Below are 15368 nucleotides of genomic sequence, written 5' to 3' on the forward strand. Positions count from 1 at the left end.
TCCGAGCCTACTGTGGGGATGCGCTGATGTCGCGACGTCTGGTCAGCCTGACCTTGGACACCCTGGAGGATCTGCCCCGTTCGTGCCGGCAGTGCGTCTACTGGGAGCTCGACCCGGTCTCCGCCGACCGGGCCCGCGGGGCTGGGGATCCCGGTCTGGAGAAGGAGGCCTGGGTCTCGCAGACCCTGCTGGAGTGGGGCGCCTGCGGCACGCTGATCTACGTTGACGGCATGCCAGCCGGGTTCGTGTTGTATGCCCCGCCGGCGTACGTGCCGCGATCAATGGCCTTTCCGACCTCACCGGTCTCCCCCGACGCGGCGCTGTTGATGACGGCGAAGGTGGTACCGGCCTTCGCCGGTGGCGGGCTTGGCCGGATGCTCGTGCAGGGGGTTGCCCGGGACCTGACAAAGCGCGGAATCAAGGCGATCGAGGCTTTTGGTGACGCGAAGTTCGGCGACGCCGACGACTCGGTGCGAGCCTGCGTGGCCCCGGCGGAGTACTTCCTCTCGGTGGGGTTCAAGACGGTCCGCCCGCATCCGCGCTTCCCCCGCCTGCGCCTGGAGTTGCGCACCGCACTGAGCTGGAAGTCCGACGTCGAGTACGCGTTGGAGAAGCTGCTCGGCTCGATGAGCCCGGAGAGCCTGCTCCGGCCGGTCCGGCCCACTCCGGCGACTCGGTCCAGCGCCGGCTGACCGCCGGCGATCCCACCGTTTCGGTCAGTCGACCACGGTCCCGGCGGCCACGCTCTCGGCCGCCACCATCGCCCGCAGCTTGCTCACGTCGATCGACCCGGTGGGTACGTCTTGTTCGATCGGGTAGTACATCCGCTGGACGGCGGCGACGATCGACTCCACCACTCGGTCCCGGAACCGCGGGTCGACCAGCCGGGATCGGTCCGCTGGCGAGGTCAGGTAGCCCACCTCGACCCGGACGGCCGGCATTCGGGTCAGCCGCAGCAGATCCCACGCCTTTGCGTGGGACCGACAGTCGCGCAGCCCGGTTCGCGCCACGATCTCCCGCTGTACGAGGCCGGCGAGGCGCTCGCCGGTGGTGGAGGTGACGCCGTTGTCGGTGCCGTAGTGGTAGGTGGCCACGCCGTCGGCGGCCGGGTTGACGTGTCCGTCGAGGTGCAGGGAGATGAACACGTCGGCGCCGAGCGAGTTGGCCAGGGTGGCCCGGTCGACGTCGGGCAGGTGGTCCCGCTGTGCCGGACCACGGGTCAGCTGCACTCGTACCCCGGCCGCGGCGAGTCGTCCCTCGAGGCGACTGGCGAGGTCGTACACCAGATCGGCCTCGGTCCAGTGCAGCTGCCCCTCGGGCACGGTCACGCCCGGGTCGCTGCCGCCGTGCCCCGGGTCGATGACCACCGTCCGCCCGACCAGGGTGGGACCGGACTGTCGGATGGCGTCGGATTCACGAAGCCACTGGGGGCGCCCGCCGACCACCTTGCGGCCGAGACGTCGCAGCGAGTTCACGGTGTGCGGGCCGCAGGTGCCGTCCGGGACCAGCCCCACCTCGCGTTGGAACTGGGCGAGCGCCCGGGCTGTGCGGACACCGTAGATGGCATCGGCCCGGCCGACGTCATAGCCCATCTCGAGGAGCCGTTCCTGGAGCGACCGGATGTCCTCACCGATGAGTGGCTCCGGTACGGAGTGGTAGAGGGTACGGGCACCCAGCCGCCAGCGCGCCGCGTCCAGTGCCTGCCACGTCTCGGTGCCGACGCGGCCGTCCACGCTCAGCCCGCGGGACTGCTGGAAGGCGCGGACGGCACGTTCGGTGCGGGCGTCGAACTCGTCGCTGTCCGGCGCTGCCGGGACGAGTAGGTCGAGGCCGGCCAGCACCTTACGGATCTCGGTGACCGCCGGTCCACGGTCGCCGGGTCGGATCGGACGCACGAGCGACCCCCTTTTGCACGGATGCTGGCTAGCCGGATGGCCCGGCGCGGCTGCCGATGGCCCGGTTCCGGTGGCCCCGCCGACGACCGGCGGTGTTGTCTCTGGGATTGAGGTTAGGCGCTTGCCGGGCCTGAGGTGTGGCGGCCGGAAAAAGACCCGCCCCCCGCACCCGGTGGAGCGGATGCGGGGGGCGGGTCGGCGGCGGGGTGCCGGTCAGAGCGCGGATTGGATGAGCTTGACCAGCTCCCCCTTGGGCTTGGCGCCGGCGATCGACTGCACTGGCTTGCCGTCTTTGAACACGGTGAGCGTCGGCACCGACATGACCCGGTAGTTACGGGCGGTCTCCGGGTTGTCGTCGATGTTGAGCTTGACGATGGTGACCTGATCGCCCATCTCCCCGGCGATCTCTTCGAGCAGTGGCGACACCTTCCGGCACGGCCCGCACCACTCCGCCCAGAAGTCCACCAGAACCGGCTTTTCGGACTGCAGTACCTCGGTGGTGAAGCTGGCGTCGGTGACCGACTTGGTTGCTCCCACTACGTTCCCTCCTCGGGGGATGTGTTTCGGAATTCAGCCCTGGATCGTGGCGATGAAGCGCTCGGCGTCCAGGGCGGCGGCGCAGCCCGTACCGGCGGCGGTGATGGCCTGCCGGTAGGTGTGGTCAACCAGGTCACCAGCGGCGAACACACCCGGGATGCTGGTCTTGGTGCTGGGCGCGTCCACCTTCACATACCCCTCGTCGTCCAGGTCCACCTGGCCACGGAAGAGCTCGCTGCGGGGATCGTGGCCGATCGCCACGAAGACGCCGGTCACGTCGAGCACCCGGGAATCGCCGGTGTGCACGTGGCGGAGCCGGACGCCGGAGACCTTACCGTCGGCGCCGAGGATCTCCTCCACCACGGCGTTCCACTCGACCTTGATCTTGTCGTTACCCAGCGCGCGCTCGGCCATGATCTTGCTGGCCCGGAACGAGTCTCGACGGTGGACGATCGTGACCGACTCGGCGAATCGGGTCAGGAAGTTGGCCTCCTCCATCGCCGAGTCACCACCGCCCACCACGATGATGTGCTGGTTGCGGAAGAAGAAGCCGTCGCAGGTGGCGCAGGACGACACACCGTGGCCGAGGTACTCCTGCTCACCCGGCACACCCAGCGGGCGCCAGGCGGAGCCGGTGGCGAGGATGACGGCCTTCGCCCGGTAGCTGGTCTCCCCCACCCAGACGGTGCTGACCGCGTCTGAGCCGACCTCACCGGTGTTCTTGAGCTCAACCCGGCTGACATCGTCGGTCAGGAACTCGGCGCCGAAACGCTCGGCCTGCTTGCGCATGCTGTCCATCAGCTCGGGACCGAGAATGCCGTCGGCGAACCCCGGGAAGTTCTCCACCTCGGTTGTCGTCATCAACGCGCCACCGGACTGCGCTCCCTCGATGACCAGCGGTGCGAGGTTCGCGCGCGCGGCGTAGACCGCCGCCGTGTATCCGGCCGGCCCGGAGCCGATGATGATCAGGTTGCGGACGTCGTCCACTGCCGTCTCCCGATTCGTCTGTGTGTTCGCCGACGGCGCACCGACGGCGAGTCGGTGCCGACACCCCTGGATCAGGCGTCGGCCGCTGATGTAGAGAACGCCATCGTACGAACCGGGAATTCCCGAGCCGGTCATCCGGTGGGTCAGCTCACGCCACGGCACAACACCATGCGACCGTCGTGGGGTCCTACCCTACCCGCGTACGGTACCGGGTGTCCGCGCCCGACCCCGGTACCCCGCACTCGGGCCCGCTGACCCAGGCCCAGCGGGCACCAGTCGCATCGGTGAACCGGACGACCAGCGCCGGTTGGCGCTCGAACCGGGCGTAGTCCACCAACTCGACCGCCAGCCGGCCAGCATCATGCTCGACGCCGATCTCGGCCAGGCAGGTGTCGAGCGCGGCCGAATCCGCCAGCCGATCGAATCCGATCGACCCGGCTGTCCGGTCGCCCTGGATCCCCACGCCGGATGGCTCCGATTCGGCGGTGGCCTCGCCGGAGAGCTGCTGCGGCGACGAGGCCGGAGCCGCCAAGTCCTCCCGCTGGTAGTCCCTACCGGTCTGCACCGGCGGCGCGGTGGTGACCACCGGCCCGGCGACGGCCTGCTCGGTGGTGCCGGTGGTTGACCCCGGGCCGTCCGTCCCCCGGTCGAGTTGGTCCAGGCCGAGCAGCCCGACAGCGGCCACCGCTACCGCGGCGAGCGCGACGGGAGCACCGACCCGCTGCCATCGCCGCCGCCGTCGGCCGGGGCCGGCGGCGGCCAGTTGCGGAACGCCACCGGGGCGCCGCGAACCAGCGTGCGGCTGGGCCGGCACGACCGAAGGGCGCGCTGCCCTGCCGGCCGTCCCGCCCTCGGTTGCCCTGCCGGCCGTCCCGCTCTCGGCAGGCGTGCCCTCAGTCGTCGTCGCGTCGTCGGTCGCGGCCAGCGCGGCGCGAATCTGATCCGCCACGGCCGCGGGCATCTCCTCCGTCGTCCCGTAGGCGACCAGGGCGGCGTGGACCTCCGCGACCGCCGGTGCGAGCCGGGTGTAGGCGTCCGCCCAGGCCGTGTCCCGTTCGACCAGGCGGGCGACGGTCACCTCGTCGGGAGTGCCCACGAGCGCCCCGCCGACGTAGTCGGCGAGTAACTCGTGGTCGACCTCCCGGAACCCCCCGGTCGTCACAGCTCCTCCTGGTTGGCTTCGCGCCGGGGTTGCCCCGACACCGATCGGACGCCACCGCGCGGCTGCTGGTTCCGTCCCGTGACGGCTGGCATGCCGCCATCCGAGAGTGGCTGCCCCAGTGCCGGCCGGAGATAGCCGAGCGCCGCCGCCAGGCGGGCCCGGCCCCGGGCACACCGGCTCTTCACCGTTCCCTCAGCTACCCCAAGGATGCGGGCAACCTCGGCTATCGGGTAGCCCTGTACGTCAACCAGGATCAGCGCGGCACGCTGGTCGGCCGGTAGCGCGGCCAGTGCCTCTCGGACCACCAGCGCGGTGTCGTGGTCGGGCACGGGAGCGGCCGGCTCTGGGCCACCGGTGGCACCCGCCACCTCGCGTACGCCGTCGGGCAGTGGCACCGTCGGATGCGCCTGGCGGCGTCGGATCCGGTCCAGGCAGGCGTTGACCACGATCCGGTGCAGCCAGGTGGTCACGGCCGAGTCACCCCGGAACCGCCCGGCGGCCCGATGGGCAGAGAGCAGCGCGTCCTGCAGCGCGTCGGCCGCCTCCTCCCGGTCGCCGAGGGTGCGCAGCGCCACCGCCCAGAGCCGGTCCCGGTGCCGGCGCAGCAGCTCGGCAAAGGCGTCCCGATCGCCAGCTACGTGCGCGCGCAGCAGGTCGAGATCGGAGGAAGGATCGACGGCCGGCGGGCTGTCGTTACCCACCGGCCGCTCGGCCGACCCGTTCGGCCCCATCACCACGTCCGGCGGAGACGATGCCGGGGACGCGGTGAGCGGATCACGAGACCCTGATCTCCTGGATGCCGACCTTGTAACCGCCGTCACTCGGCGGCAGCTCGGTCAGCCAGACGAGCAGGTACTGGTATTCCGTGTCCGCGTCGAACGCGTCGAAGGTCATCGTCGTGCCGGCGTCTTCCTTGGCCGGCCCGATCGGGTTCTGCTCGTACTCATCGAAGAGCGCGTTGTCGCCCGCACTCGAGGAGGGGTGCTCGTTGGTGCCCGTGAACAACCGGGCCGACGCACCCCGGGCCGAGAGCTGGACCTGCAGGGACGTGAGGGTGCGGGGCTCACCAAGATCGAGCCAGACGCCCATCCCCCGCTTGATCCGGCCGAAATCCGGGTGCCCCTTGTAGGTCTGGGTCGCCCAGCCCTCATCCAGACTGCCGTCGAAGACCTTCTCGGCGTCGCGGACCTCGGCGCGGTCCCCGCTGTCCGGATCAACGATCTTCGCAGCGGTGATTGTCGGTGGTCCGGCCGCTGGGGGGTCGGGCGGGTCTTCACCGGCCGTCGTGGTGGGAGCGGGGCGTGCGGCCGTCGCCGGGTTCTGATCGCTGTCCCCGCCTCCGTTGAGCATGCTGATGCCGATCAGGAGGCCGACGAGCGCTACGGCGAGGAGACTGGCGATCCCGACGGCGAACTTGCGCCCGCCGGCGGCGGTCAGTGGTGACGGCTCGTCTCCGGTCTCGGCGGTGAAGCGCAGCGGGCCGTTGCTCTCCAGGAAGTGCTCGTCGGCCGGGACGTCCAGCCGGGCCAACTCCGCGGCGAGGACATCCGACGGCGGGGGCGGGAGTGAGCCGTCCAGGAGGTCCATGGTGAGGTCGTCCAGGTATGCCGGAACCCCGGCCCGCACCTGGCGCGGCGCGGCGAGCGCACCCTCCGGGCCCCGGACCGCGTCGGGGGTCGCCGCCCGCCCGTGTCCGGCGGTGGCACCGTGTAGCGGGACCTCGGCGTGGGGCCAGTGGCCGGTCAGCGCGAAGTAGAGGACACCCCCGACCGCCCGGATGTCGCTGGCCTGGCTGTCGGCCCCGTCGGTGCGCGCGTCCGCCAACACCACCCGGCCGTCGTTACTGATCATGATCGTGCCGGGGTGGACGTTGCCGTGCACCATTCCGGTGGCGTGCACGGCGGCCAGGGCGCTCGCGACGGCGTTACCGACGGCGGTCGCCCGAGCCGGGTCCAGCGCCCCCGCGGCCACGAGTTCCCGCAGCGACTGTCCGTCGACCCACTCGCGGACCACGTATGCCCGCTCGCCCTCGTCGATCGCGTCGTAGACACCGACCAGGTTGGGGTGGATTACCCGACTGGCCGCGACGGCGGCCTGGAGCATCTCGGTGGCGGAGTCGCCGCCCGGGTAGCGCAGCACCACTGCGACGGGACGGCGCAACACGACATCGACCCCGCGCCAGAGCAGCCGGCCAGCGCTGTCGTTGTTGATGTGCTCAACGAGTTCGTACCGCTCGGCGAGCACGTCACCGGCGACCGGAGCACCGAAGGTCATGACCGGCGGAGCGCTCTCGTCCGCATCTTGACCCTCGCCGACCTGGGGCACCCGTCCTCCCTTGGTGATCATGTCGATCGATGGAGCAGTGTTGCTGGGCATCGTGGCTTCCGCTTTGCCTTCCACGAACCGGCCGGCTGTTGTCGGCACCTGCGCCGACGCCTGCCACATCCGTCGAGAGCGACCTTACCTGGGTTCGCCGCCTTCCCCAGCATGTCATCTTCCCGCCGCACCGGTAGCGACTGCCGGGCTCGGGTTACTTGTCCGGTTATGGCCGTTGTCGGCGGTGTTGCTGGCGCATGTACTAGCCAATCTAGAGGTTGACCGCTAGTAGTTGCCGCAGGGGCTGGGGTCAGGTGGCGGGCACCCGGGCCAGGTTCCCGGGTGCGTACCGGACATGCCTCCCCGCCCGGCGAGTTATCCACAGGACGACTCGGCAACTGAGCGGCGAGGCCACAGTTATCCACAGCCACATCCCCAGGTTGGTGATCCTCGTTCACGCAGAGTGCACTCCACCCGGTGGGCAGATCCGATCGTCCGGACCCCGAGAAACGGTCATAACGGGACGCTCAGTGACCGAGCCGGCGGCGAATCATGGCGACCACCTCGGTGACCTCCCCGATCCGGAGCAGCATTGCGAGCCCGAGGTAGCTGAAACCGATCGCCGCCCCACCGATCAGCAGCTGGACGGCCGCCGCGAACCACTCGAGCTCCTCCGGTCGGCCCGGCAGCAGGCGGACCACCAGGAGACCGACCAGCGCGGCTCCGAGCGCGGCGACCAGCACCTTGCCCACCGTACGCATGATCCCGCCCAGCCCGATCCGACCAACCCGGGGCCGCAGCAGCAGCGCGGAGAGCACCACCGCCGCCAGGTACGAGATCGCGTTGCCGAGCATCATGCCGGCCGCCGCGAAGGTGGCGGGAAGGACGACGTAGAGCCCGACCTGCAGCAGCACCCGCAGCGTCACCACCGGAATGTTGACCAGCGCGGGCGTACGGGTGTCCGGCAGCGCGTAGAAAGCGAAGGTGAGGAGCTGGCTGACCGCGAAGGGCACCAAGCCGATCGCGGCGACCAGCAGCACGGTGGCGGTGGCGACCGCGTTCTCCCCGGTGAACGCGCCGTAGCGGAACACCACCACGGAGATCGGCGCGGCCAGCACCGCGTAGCAGACCGCCACCGGGGCGAGCACGGCCGTGACCATCCGGGTGCCCCGGGACAGGTCGGCCGTGAGGTCGGTGAATCGGCCGTCCGCCGCGGCGGCGCTCATCCGGGGCATCAGCGCGGTGATGATCGAGACCGCGATGACGCCGTGCGCCATCATCAGTAACAGGAAGACGTTGTTGTAGATCAGCAGGCCGGCGTCGTCCTCGCCGGCCACCCGGGTGAGCAGGTTGACCACCACGAAGAGCCCGAGCTGGTTGACCGCGACATAGCAGAACATCCAGGCGCCGAGCCGAGCCAACTCCCGCAGCCCCAACGCGCGGAAGTCGAAGCGCAGCTTCCACCGGAAGCCGACCTTGCGCAGGGCGGGCAGCAGACCCGCGGCCTGCACCGCCACCCCGAGTAGGGTGCCGCCGCCGACCAACAGGATCCGGTCCGGCCCGACCTGGCCCGGCTGGAGCGCCTGCGCGCCGTAGACCCAGATGTAGAGGCCGAAGGTGCCGATGGCCACCAGGTTGTTCAGGATCGGCGCCCACATCGGGGCGGCGAAGTGCCCGCGCGTGTTCAACACGGCGGCGATCAGCGCACTGATGCCGGTGAAGAACAACATCGGCAGCATCAGGTACGACAGGTTGGTGACCAGGCCCCGGTAGTCCTCGTCCTTGCCGCCGGCGTAGATGCCGGTCAGCACCGGAGCCAGGACCACCGCGATCAGGGCGGCGGCGGCGAGCGCCACCACCGCCAGGGTGAGCAGCCGCTGGGCGTATGCCTCGCCCCGGTCCGGGTCGGCCTTGCGCCGCCGGACCAGCACCGGCACCAGCACGCTGGTGAGCACTCCGCCGAGCAGGAACTCGTACACCTGGTTCGGGAGGAAGATCGCCGTGGTGTACGCGTTACCGACCAGGTTGCCCAGGGCCGCGCCGATCATCAGGTTCCGGATGAAGCCCGTACCCCGACTGACCAGGCTGCCCGCGGCCATCACCAGGCTGTTCGCCGCGGCGCTCCCCTCGGCCACCGCCTCATCCGGGGGCGCCACCGCCTCGGCGGCCGGCTGGTTCAGCGGCTCAGCCGAGATGAATATCGCGTCGTCACCCGTCGGTCGGCCACCGTCGCCCAGCGCGTTGGCGCTGCGGTAGAGCCGGCCGCTCATCGTTGTCGCCTCCAGGGTCTGGTCGGTGCCCGGCACCGACCATGGGTCCGCGGGCGAGGGCCTCGACACAGACTAGTGGTCGGCCCGGCGTCATCCGCGCCCGGCGGACGCCGGGCCCGGTCGGACCGATAGGCTGGCCCTCCCATGTCCGACTCCGCACCGCACGCCGCCGACCGCCGCGAGCTCACCGCCGCGCAGCGCACCGCCGTAGCCGAACTGCTCCGGGTCTCCCCGGTCGCCGACGAGTTAGGCCGCCGCTTCGCGAGCGCCGGTCACGAACTGCACCTGGTCGGCGGATCGGTCCGCGACGCACTGCTCGGCCGCCTCGGCGACGACCTGGACTTCTGCACCGACGCGCAGCCGGACGAGACGCTACGGATCGTGCGTGGTTGGGCCGAGGCGATCTGGGAGACCGGGCGGGAGTTCGGCACCATCGGCGTGCAGCGCGACGGTCTGCGGCTGGAGATCACGACCTTCCGCGCGGAGGTGTACGACCAGGTCAGCCGCAACCCGGTGGTGCAGTACGGCACGAGCCTCGCCGAGGACCTGAAGCGGCGGGACTTCACCGTCAACGCGATGGCGGTGAGCCTGCCCGAGCATCGCTTCACCGACCCGCACGGCGGGTTGGCGGATCTCGCGGCCACAGTGGTCCGTACCCCGGCGGCGCCGGAGGAGTCGTTCCGCGACGACCCGCTGCGGATGCTGCGGGCGGCCCGGTTCGCCGCGCAGCTGCGGTTCGCCGTGCACCCGGACGTCCGGGCGGCGATGGTCCGGATGGCCGCCGACCTGGACCGGATCACGGCGGAGCGGATCCGGGACGAGTTCACCAAGCTGCTCTGCGGCGCCGACCCGGTCGCCGGCCTGCGGCTGCTGGTCGACACCGGGCTGGCCGAGCGGTTCCTGCCCGAGCTGACCGGGCTCAAGCTGGAGATCGACGAGCACGCCCAACACAAGGACGTGTACGAGCACACGCTGACCGTGGTGCGCAACGCCGTCTCCTACGAGGAGGACGGCTGCGACTTCATCCTCCGGATGGCCGCGCTCATGCACGACGTCGGCAAGCCGGCGACGAAGGCGGTCGGGTCGGACGGTCGGGTCAGCTTCCACCACCACGAGGTCGTCGGCGCCCGGATGACCAAGGCCCGGATGAAGGCGCTGCGCTTCCCCAAGGAGACCACCACCAAGGTCACCGCACTGGTCGCGCTGCACCTGCGTTTCTACGGGTACGGCCGGGGCGAGTGGACCGACTCGGCGGTGCGCCGGTACGTCACCGACGCCGGTGACCTGCTGGCACGGCTACACAAGCTGACCCGCTCCGACTGCACCACCCGCAACCGGCGCAAGGCCGCCCAGCTCGCCGCCGACTACGACGCGCTGGAGGAGCGGATCGCCCGGCTCGCGGCCGAGGAGGACCTGGCCCGGGTCCGCCCCGACCTGGACGGCAACGCGATCATGGAGCTGCTCGGCGTACCGCCGGGTCCGGTCGTCGGGCAGGCCTGGAAACACCTCAAGGAGGTACGGCTGGAGCGGGGCCCGCTGGGGCGGGACGAGGCCGAGGCCGAGCTGTTGCGCTGGTCCCGCGAGCAGGGAATCGTCGAGTAGCCCGCTGTCAACGGGGCGCCACCAGAACAAACGGGAGCTGCCCGACCTCGCCCGGAAGAGCCTGCCGGACGAGGTCCCGGCCCTCCAGGTCGATCAACACCATCTCCCCGGTCAGCCGGTCCCGGTACAGCAATCGGTTGTCGGGGCCCCACACCGCCTCCGCGCTCGCCGTTGGCCCGAGCACGCGTCCGGTCGCCACCTCGACGATCTCCGGCCCCTGCGGGCCCCTGACCACCACCCGCTGCCCGTCCGGCGACCAGGACCACGGTCCGGTGGGGTCCCCCTTGATCGGGAGGAACCTGGTCGGACGGCCGTCGTCGGGGGAGAAGAGCTGCACCCCCCGCCGGATGTGCGGCGCCGCCTCGGAGTGGGGCGCGGTGGGGTCGGTCTGTTGCCACACCACCTCCCGGCCGTCCCGGGTCCAGGTGAAGTAGCAGGAGTCGGTGCAGAAGTACCTCTCGGTGTAGTCCACCGGGAACATCCGCCATTCGCCGGTGGCACTCAGCACGCGGAGAAATCTGTCTCCGCTCGCCTTGTCGGGGATGGTCAGGGCGATTCGGCTGCCATCGGGTGACCACTGCGGCGTCATGCCGTGCTGACCGGTACGCACCCAGCGGACCACACCGCTGTCCAGGTCGAGCAACCCGAACTCGCCCGGCCGGTCGTAGTCCACCACCCCCGCGACCTCACCGCTGGGCGAGGCCCAGATCTCGTCGTACTGGTCGGTGCTGACGTACTGGTTGTGGGCGCGGTCCAATGCGTACCCCTGCCGGATGATGCGCTGGCCGTCCGGCGTGTAGGACGTGCCGGTCGGGGTGGCACCGACGAGTAGCCATCCGCCGGGCAGCGTCAGGGGGCACTGGGTCCAGTCGCCGGCGGGTGCCGGTATCCGGGATGGGCTCGGCGTCGCTGAGTCTGCCGGCGGACCCCAGGCGGCGGGGCCCGGCTCGGGGGCGGTTGGCCGGAGCCAGACGAAGGGAGCGGCCAGGGCCACCAGCGCCGCCAGCGCGCCACCGGTCATGGCGAGTCGTCGTTGGTGCCGCAGCCGGGCCAGCGCCCGGGAGGTCTGACTGGCGACCGTGCCGGCCCGGCAGCCGAGCAGCTCGGCGGTCTGCTCGACACTCAGGTCTTCCAGGTAGCGCAGGGTCAGTACCGCGCGTTGCCGTGGTGGCAGCGCCAGCAGCGCCTCGCGCAGCAGCAGCCGCAGGTCAACCTCGTGCCCGCGGTCGGGTCCGCCGACGTTGTCGGGCGGCACGGCGACCGGGAACTCCGGCCGGCGGGAACGGCGCCGCCAGCCGGACACCTGGTCCCGGTAGAGGATCTGGCGTACGTACGGCTCGGCGTCCCGTTACTTCCGACGCCGACGATCGCTGAGAGTTTGCCCGTTCAGGGAATCTAGATGTTGACAAGATTCGGGCGGAGGTGCATCTTTACACTGACTAGTTGGAGGTGCCCGCATGTCCCCGTCAACCCTGCACACCGCCGGAATCCTGCTGATCACCGTCGCGACGATCGCGTTTGGCGGACTGGCCCTGCTCCAGCACCTCGCCGGGCGCACAGCCGGCTACCTGGACAACCCGGTCCGCCGGGGCCTCTGGACCGCCGGGCACGCGCACGCCGGGGTGCTGGTCCTCTTCGCCCTCGTGGCCCTGCCCTACATCGAACAGGCCGACGCGGGGGACGGCACCCGTACGCTGATCCGGCTGCTCTTCGTCGCCGCCCCGATCCTGATGCCGCTCGGCTTCTTCCTCTCGGTGGTCCGGCCCCGGGACACGAAGCCCAACAAACTCATCTGGATCACCGTCGCCGGCGGCGCCAGCCTCACCGCCGGCACCCTGCTGCTCGGGGTAAACCTCCTCTGAGCCCGGTCAGGTGGTGACCGGAGGGTTTACCCCGTCGTTGTGGTGGCTTGTGGCCGGTTCGCGGCCAGGGCGGTGTCGATGAGGGTGGTGGCGGCGGCGCGGGCGTGGTGGGCGGCGTCGTTGGTGCCGGCGATGGCGGCGGTGGTCTGGGCTCCCTCGGCGAGGATGGCGAGTTGGTGGGCGAGTGTGGCGGGGGCGCCGGTTTTCGTGACCACATCGGCCAGCCGTGCCTGGAAACTCGCCTTGTGTTCGCGGATGAGCGTGGCGATGTGGGGTGCGGTGCCACCGAGCTCGCCGAAGGTGTTGATGAAGACGCAGCCGCGGAAGTCGTCCTCGTCAAACCAGTGGGCCAGCATGTCGTAGACGGCGAGTAGTTGGTCGCGGGGTGTGTCTCTACCGGTGGCGATGGCAGCTTCGACGAGTCTGTTCCAGACCCGGCGGCGACGGTGCAGGACCGCCTCGATGAGGGCCTCTTTCGAGGGGAACAGCTGGTAGAGGCGTTTGAGGGAGACGCCGGATTCGTCGCGCAGCGCGTCCATGCCCACGGCGTGGATGCCACGGCTGTAGTAGAGCCGGTCGGCGGTGTCCAGGACGCGCTCGCGGATCTGCTCGGCCTGGAGTGTGGTCCGGTTTCGGGCGGTGCTGGCCATGGTCTCCTCTTGTCCGGTTCGGTGTGGTGACGGTCACGCCGCTTCGACTGGCACTCGGGAACGTTCGTTCTCTAACGTACTCCTCAGCGCAACTGAGAACGAGCGTTCTCAAAATTGGCTGGGAGGCCGTCATGCCACACATCACCGTCGGAACCGAGAACAGCACCAACATCGACGTGTACTACGAGGACCACGGTCAGGGACAGCCGGTCGTGCTCATCCATGGCTACCCGCTGAACGGGCACTCGTGGGAGAAGCAGTCCGCCGCCCTGCTCAAGGCCGGGTACCGGGTGATCACCTACGACCGGCGGGGGTTCGGGCAGTCCAGTCAGCCCACCGTCGGCTACGACTACGACACCTTCGCCGCCGACTTGAACACCGTCCTGGAAACCCTTGACCTCACTGATGTGGTGCTGGTCGGCTTCTCGATGGGCAGCGGTGAGGTCGCCCGCTACCTGTCCCGCTACGGCTCGGCGCGGATCGCGAAGGCGGCGTTCCTGGCCTCGCTGGAGCCGTTCCTGCTGCGGACCGACGACAACCCCACCGGGGTGCCGCAGGAGGTGTTCGACGGCCTCCTCGCCGCGGTCACCGCGGACCGCTACGCCTACTTCACCGACTTCTACCGCGACTTCTTCAACACCGACGACACCCTCGGCACCCGCCTGTCCGAGGAGGCGCTGCGTAACAGCTGGAACGTCGCCGCCAGCGCGTCCTGGTACGCCTCCAGCGCCGCCGTGCCCACCTGGGTCACCGACTTCCGCGCCGACATCCCGAAGATCGACGTACCCAGCCTGATCCTGCACGGCACGGCGGACAACATCCTGCCGATCGACGCCACTGCCCGTGAGTTCCACAAGCAGCTACCCGAGGCCGACTACGTCGAGATCGACGGCGCACCCCACGGGCTGCTCTGGACCCACGCCGACGAGGTCAACCAGGCCCTCCTGACCTTCCTCGCCAAGTAACGCCAACTCGGTCCCCTGCCAGGACCACACTCAGACAAGGAAACCCGACATGGACACCCTCGACACTTCCAGCCGCGTGACCAGCCACCGCCGTCGTCCCGTGTGGGCCGCGCTGCTGGCCGGTGTGGCCGTGCTCAGTATCGCCGCCGGCGGCACCGCCATCGCCACCAACAGTGCCAGCGAGGCCCAGGCCGGCCCCGCCGCGACCGGCAAGGACGCCGACCGCAACGAAGGCTTCGTCACCACCCGCGACGGCGTCGACATCTTCTACAAGGACTGGGGCCCCCGAACCGGACGACCCGTGGTCTTCAGCCACGGCTGGCCCCTGAACTCCGACAGCTGGGAATCCCAGATGATGCACCTGGCCGACAACGGCTACCGCGTCATCGCCCACGACCGTCGAGGCCACGGCCGCTCCTCCCAAACCTGGGAGGGCAACGACATGAACCACTACGCCGACGACCTCGCCACCGTCATCAAGAAGTTGAAGCTGCGGGACGTGACCCTGGTCGGGTTCTCCACCGGCGGCGGAGAAGTCGCCCGCTACGTCGGCCGACACGGCACCGACCGCATCGCCCAGGTCGCCCTCGTCGGCGCGGTCACCCCACTGATGCTCCAGACCCCCGACAACCCCAACGGCGTACCCATCGACGTCTTCGACGGCCTCCGCGAAGGCTCCCGCGCCGACCGCTCCCAGCTCTACCGCGACCTCGCCAACGGACCCTTCTTCGGCGCCAACCGCCCCGACGCCCAGGTATCGCAGGGCATGAAGGACACCTTCTGGCTCCAGAGCATGCAGGCCGGCCACAAGGCCGCCTACGACTCGATCAAAGCCTTCTCCGAAACCGACCTCACCGAGGACCTCACGCGCTTCGACGTACCCACCCTGATCATCCACGGCGGCGACGACCAGGTCGTACCGATCGAGAACTCCGCCAAGGAAGCCCACGAAATCGTCACCGATTCCACCCTCAAGGTCTACCCCGACGGCCCCCACGGCGTCACCGACACCCACAAGCAGCAGCTCAACAACGACCTACTCACCTTCGTCAACAGCCTCTAACCACCACACCACCACAAACCGGGGGTGGGCCGGCCCGTTGTGGCCGGCCCACCCCCGGT

14 protein-coding genes are annotated in these 15368 nt (G+C 70.1%); 5 read left to right on the top strand and 9 right to left on the bottom strand.

Annotated elements, in window-relative coordinates; genetic code table 11:
* Positions 1 to 26 precede the first annotated feature (26 nt).
* Positions 27 to 692: a GCN5 family acetyltransferase gene (locus SALPAC6_RS0118970; RefSeq protein WP_026189840.1), complete on the top strand. Its 666-nt coding sequence runs from the start codon at positions 27 to 29 to the stop codon at positions 690 to 692.
* 24 nt (positions 693 to 716) lie between these two features.
* On the opposite strand, the gene SALPAC6_RS0118975 is transcribed toward SALPAC6_RS0118970, so the two are convergent.
* The 7 genes from SALPAC6_RS0118975 to murJ form a co-directional block, all read right to left on the bottom strand.
* A complete protein-coding gene (locus SALPAC6_RS0118975) occupies positions 717 to 1895 on the bottom strand; it encodes an N-acetylmuramoyl-L-alanine amidase (protein ID WP_018254933.1) in 1179 nt (392 codons plus the stop codon).
* A gap of 213 nt (positions 1896 to 2108) precedes the next feature.
* Complete coding sequence (gene trxA / locus SALPAC6_RS0118980; RefSeq protein ID WP_018254934.1) at positions 2109 to 2432, bottom strand: thioredoxin; 324 nt, start codon at positions 2430 to 2432, stop codon at positions 2109 to 2111.
* Positions 2433 to 2465: 33 nt separating this feature from the next.
* Positions 2466 to 3419, bottom strand: a complete 954-nt coding sequence (gene trxB, locus SALPAC6_RS0118985) for a thioredoxin-disulfide reductase (protein WP_026189841.1) — start codon at positions 3417 to 3419, stop codon at positions 2466 to 2468.
* Positions 3420 to 3606: 187 nt separating this feature from the next.
* Entirely contained in the window at positions 3607 to 4581 is a 975-nt protein-coding gene (locus tag SALPAC6_RS0118990; RefSeq protein ID WP_018254936.1) for a hypothetical protein, read from the bottom strand.
* A complete protein-coding gene (gene sigM / locus SALPAC6_RS0118995) occupies positions 4578 to 5312 on the bottom strand; it encodes an RNA polymerase sigma factor SigM (RefSeq protein WP_018254937.1) in 735 nt (244 codons plus the stop codon). Before sigM ends, SALPAC6_RS0118990 begins: the two co-directional genes overlap by 4 nt.
* Before the next feature lie 43 nt (positions 5313 to 5355).
* The gene (locus tag SALPAC6_RS0119000) at positions 5356 to 6957 is read right to left on the bottom strand and encodes a protein kinase family protein (protein WP_026189842.1); all 1602 of its coding nucleotides are present in this window, start codon (positions 6955 to 6957) and stop codon (positions 5356 to 5358) included.
* A 467-nt stretch (positions 6958 to 7424) separates the two neighbouring features.
* Positions 7425 to 9167: a murein biosynthesis integral membrane protein MurJ gene (gene murJ / locus SALPAC6_RS0119005; protein ID WP_026189843.1), complete on the bottom strand. Its 1743-nt coding sequence runs from the start codon at positions 9165 to 9167 to the stop codon at positions 7425 to 7427.
* A 144-nt stretch (positions 9168 to 9311) separates the two neighbouring features.
* Between murJ and SALPAC6_RS0119010 the strand changes: the two genes are divergently transcribed.
* Positions 9312 to 10769: a CCA tRNA nucleotidyltransferase gene (locus SALPAC6_RS0119010; RefSeq protein WP_018254940.1), complete on the top strand. Its 1458-nt coding sequence runs from the start codon at positions 9312 to 9314 to the stop codon at positions 10767 to 10769.
* Positions 10770 to 10776: 7 nt separating this feature from the next.
* Here the strand turns inward: SALPAC6_RS0119010 and SALPAC6_RS31315 are convergent, their stop codons facing one another.
* Positions 10777 to 12072, bottom strand: a complete 1296-nt coding sequence (locus SALPAC6_RS31315) for a sigma-70 family RNA polymerase sigma factor (protein ID WP_018254941.1) — start codon at positions 12070 to 12072, stop codon at positions 10777 to 10779.
* A gap of 154 nt (positions 12073 to 12226) precedes the next feature.
* Here SALPAC6_RS31315 and SALPAC6_RS0119025 point away from each other — a divergent pair, with 154 nt between their 5' ends.
* Positions 12227 to 12631 (top strand): hypothetical protein, encoded by a 405-nt coding sequence (locus SALPAC6_RS0119025; RefSeq protein ID WP_018254942.1) that lies wholly within the window; start codon positions 12227 to 12229, stop codon positions 12629 to 12631.
* 26 nt (positions 12632 to 12657) lie between these two features.
* Here the strand turns inward: SALPAC6_RS0119025 and SALPAC6_RS0119030 are convergent, their stop codons facing one another.
* Positions 12658 to 13281 (bottom strand): TetR/AcrR family transcriptional regulator, encoded by a 624-nt coding sequence (locus SALPAC6_RS0119030; RefSeq protein ID WP_018254943.1) that lies wholly within the window; start codon positions 13279 to 13281, stop codon positions 12658 to 12660.
* 131 nt (positions 13282 to 13412) lie between these two features.
* On the opposite strand from SALPAC6_RS0119030, the gene SALPAC6_RS0119035 reads away from it, so the two are divergent.
* Both SALPAC6_RS0119035 and SALPAC6_RS0119040 read left to right on the top strand, forming a co-directional pair.
* Complete coding sequence (locus SALPAC6_RS0119035; RefSeq protein ID WP_018254944.1) at positions 13413 to 14246, top strand: alpha/beta fold hydrolase; 834 nt, start codon at positions 13413 to 13415, stop codon at positions 14244 to 14246.
* A 49-nt stretch (positions 14247 to 14295) separates the two neighbouring features.
* The gene (locus tag SALPAC6_RS0119040) at positions 14296 to 15309 is read left to right on the top strand and encodes an alpha/beta fold hydrolase (RefSeq protein WP_018254945.1); all 1014 of its coding nucleotides are present in this window, start codon (positions 14296 to 14298) and stop codon (positions 15307 to 15309) included.
* Positions 15310 to 15368 lie beyond the last annotated feature (59 nt).

This window comes from Salinispora mooreana, from assembly GCF_000379065.1.
Taxonomy (GTDB): Bacteria; Actinomycetota; Actinomycetes; order Mycobacteriales; family Micromonosporaceae; genus Micromonospora; species Micromonospora mooreana.

Bases quoted from the DNA above. Each gene is read 5' to 3' on its own strand.
- SALPAC6_RS0118970 (WP_026189840.1), top strand. From the start codon at position 27: ATGTCGCGACGTCTGGTCAGCCTGACCTTGGACACCCTGGAGGATCTG.
- sigM (WP_018254937.1), bottom strand. From the start codon at position 5,312: ATGGGGCCGAACGGGTCGGCCGAGCGGCCGGTGGGTAACGACAGCCCG.
- SALPAC6_RS0119000 (WP_026189842.1), bottom strand. From the start codon at position 6,957: ATGCCCAGCAACACTGCTCCATCGATCGACATGATCACCAAGGGAGGA.
- murJ (WP_026189843.1), bottom strand. From the start codon at position 9,167: ATGAGCGGCCGGCTCTACCGCAGCGCCAACGCGCTGGGCGACGGTGGC.
- SALPAC6_RS0119010 (WP_018254940.1), top strand. From the start codon at position 9,312: ATGTCCGACTCCGCACCGCACGCCGCCGACCGCCGCGAGCTCACCGCC.
- SALPAC6_RS0119025 (WP_018254942.1), top strand. From the start codon at position 12,227: ATGTCCCCGTCAACCCTGCACACCGCCGGAATCCTGCTGATCACCGTC.
- SALPAC6_RS0119030 (WP_018254943.1), bottom strand. From the start codon at position 13,281: ATGGCCAGCACCGCCCGAAACCGGACCACACTCCAGGCCGAGCAGATC.
- SALPAC6_RS0119035 (WP_018254944.1), top strand. From the start codon at position 13,413: ATGCCACACATCACCGTCGGAACCGAGAACAGCACCAACATCGACGTG.
- SALPAC6_RS0119040 (WP_018254945.1), top strand. From the start codon at position 14,296: ATGGACACCCTCGACACTTCCAGCCGCGTGACCAGCCACCGCCGTCGT.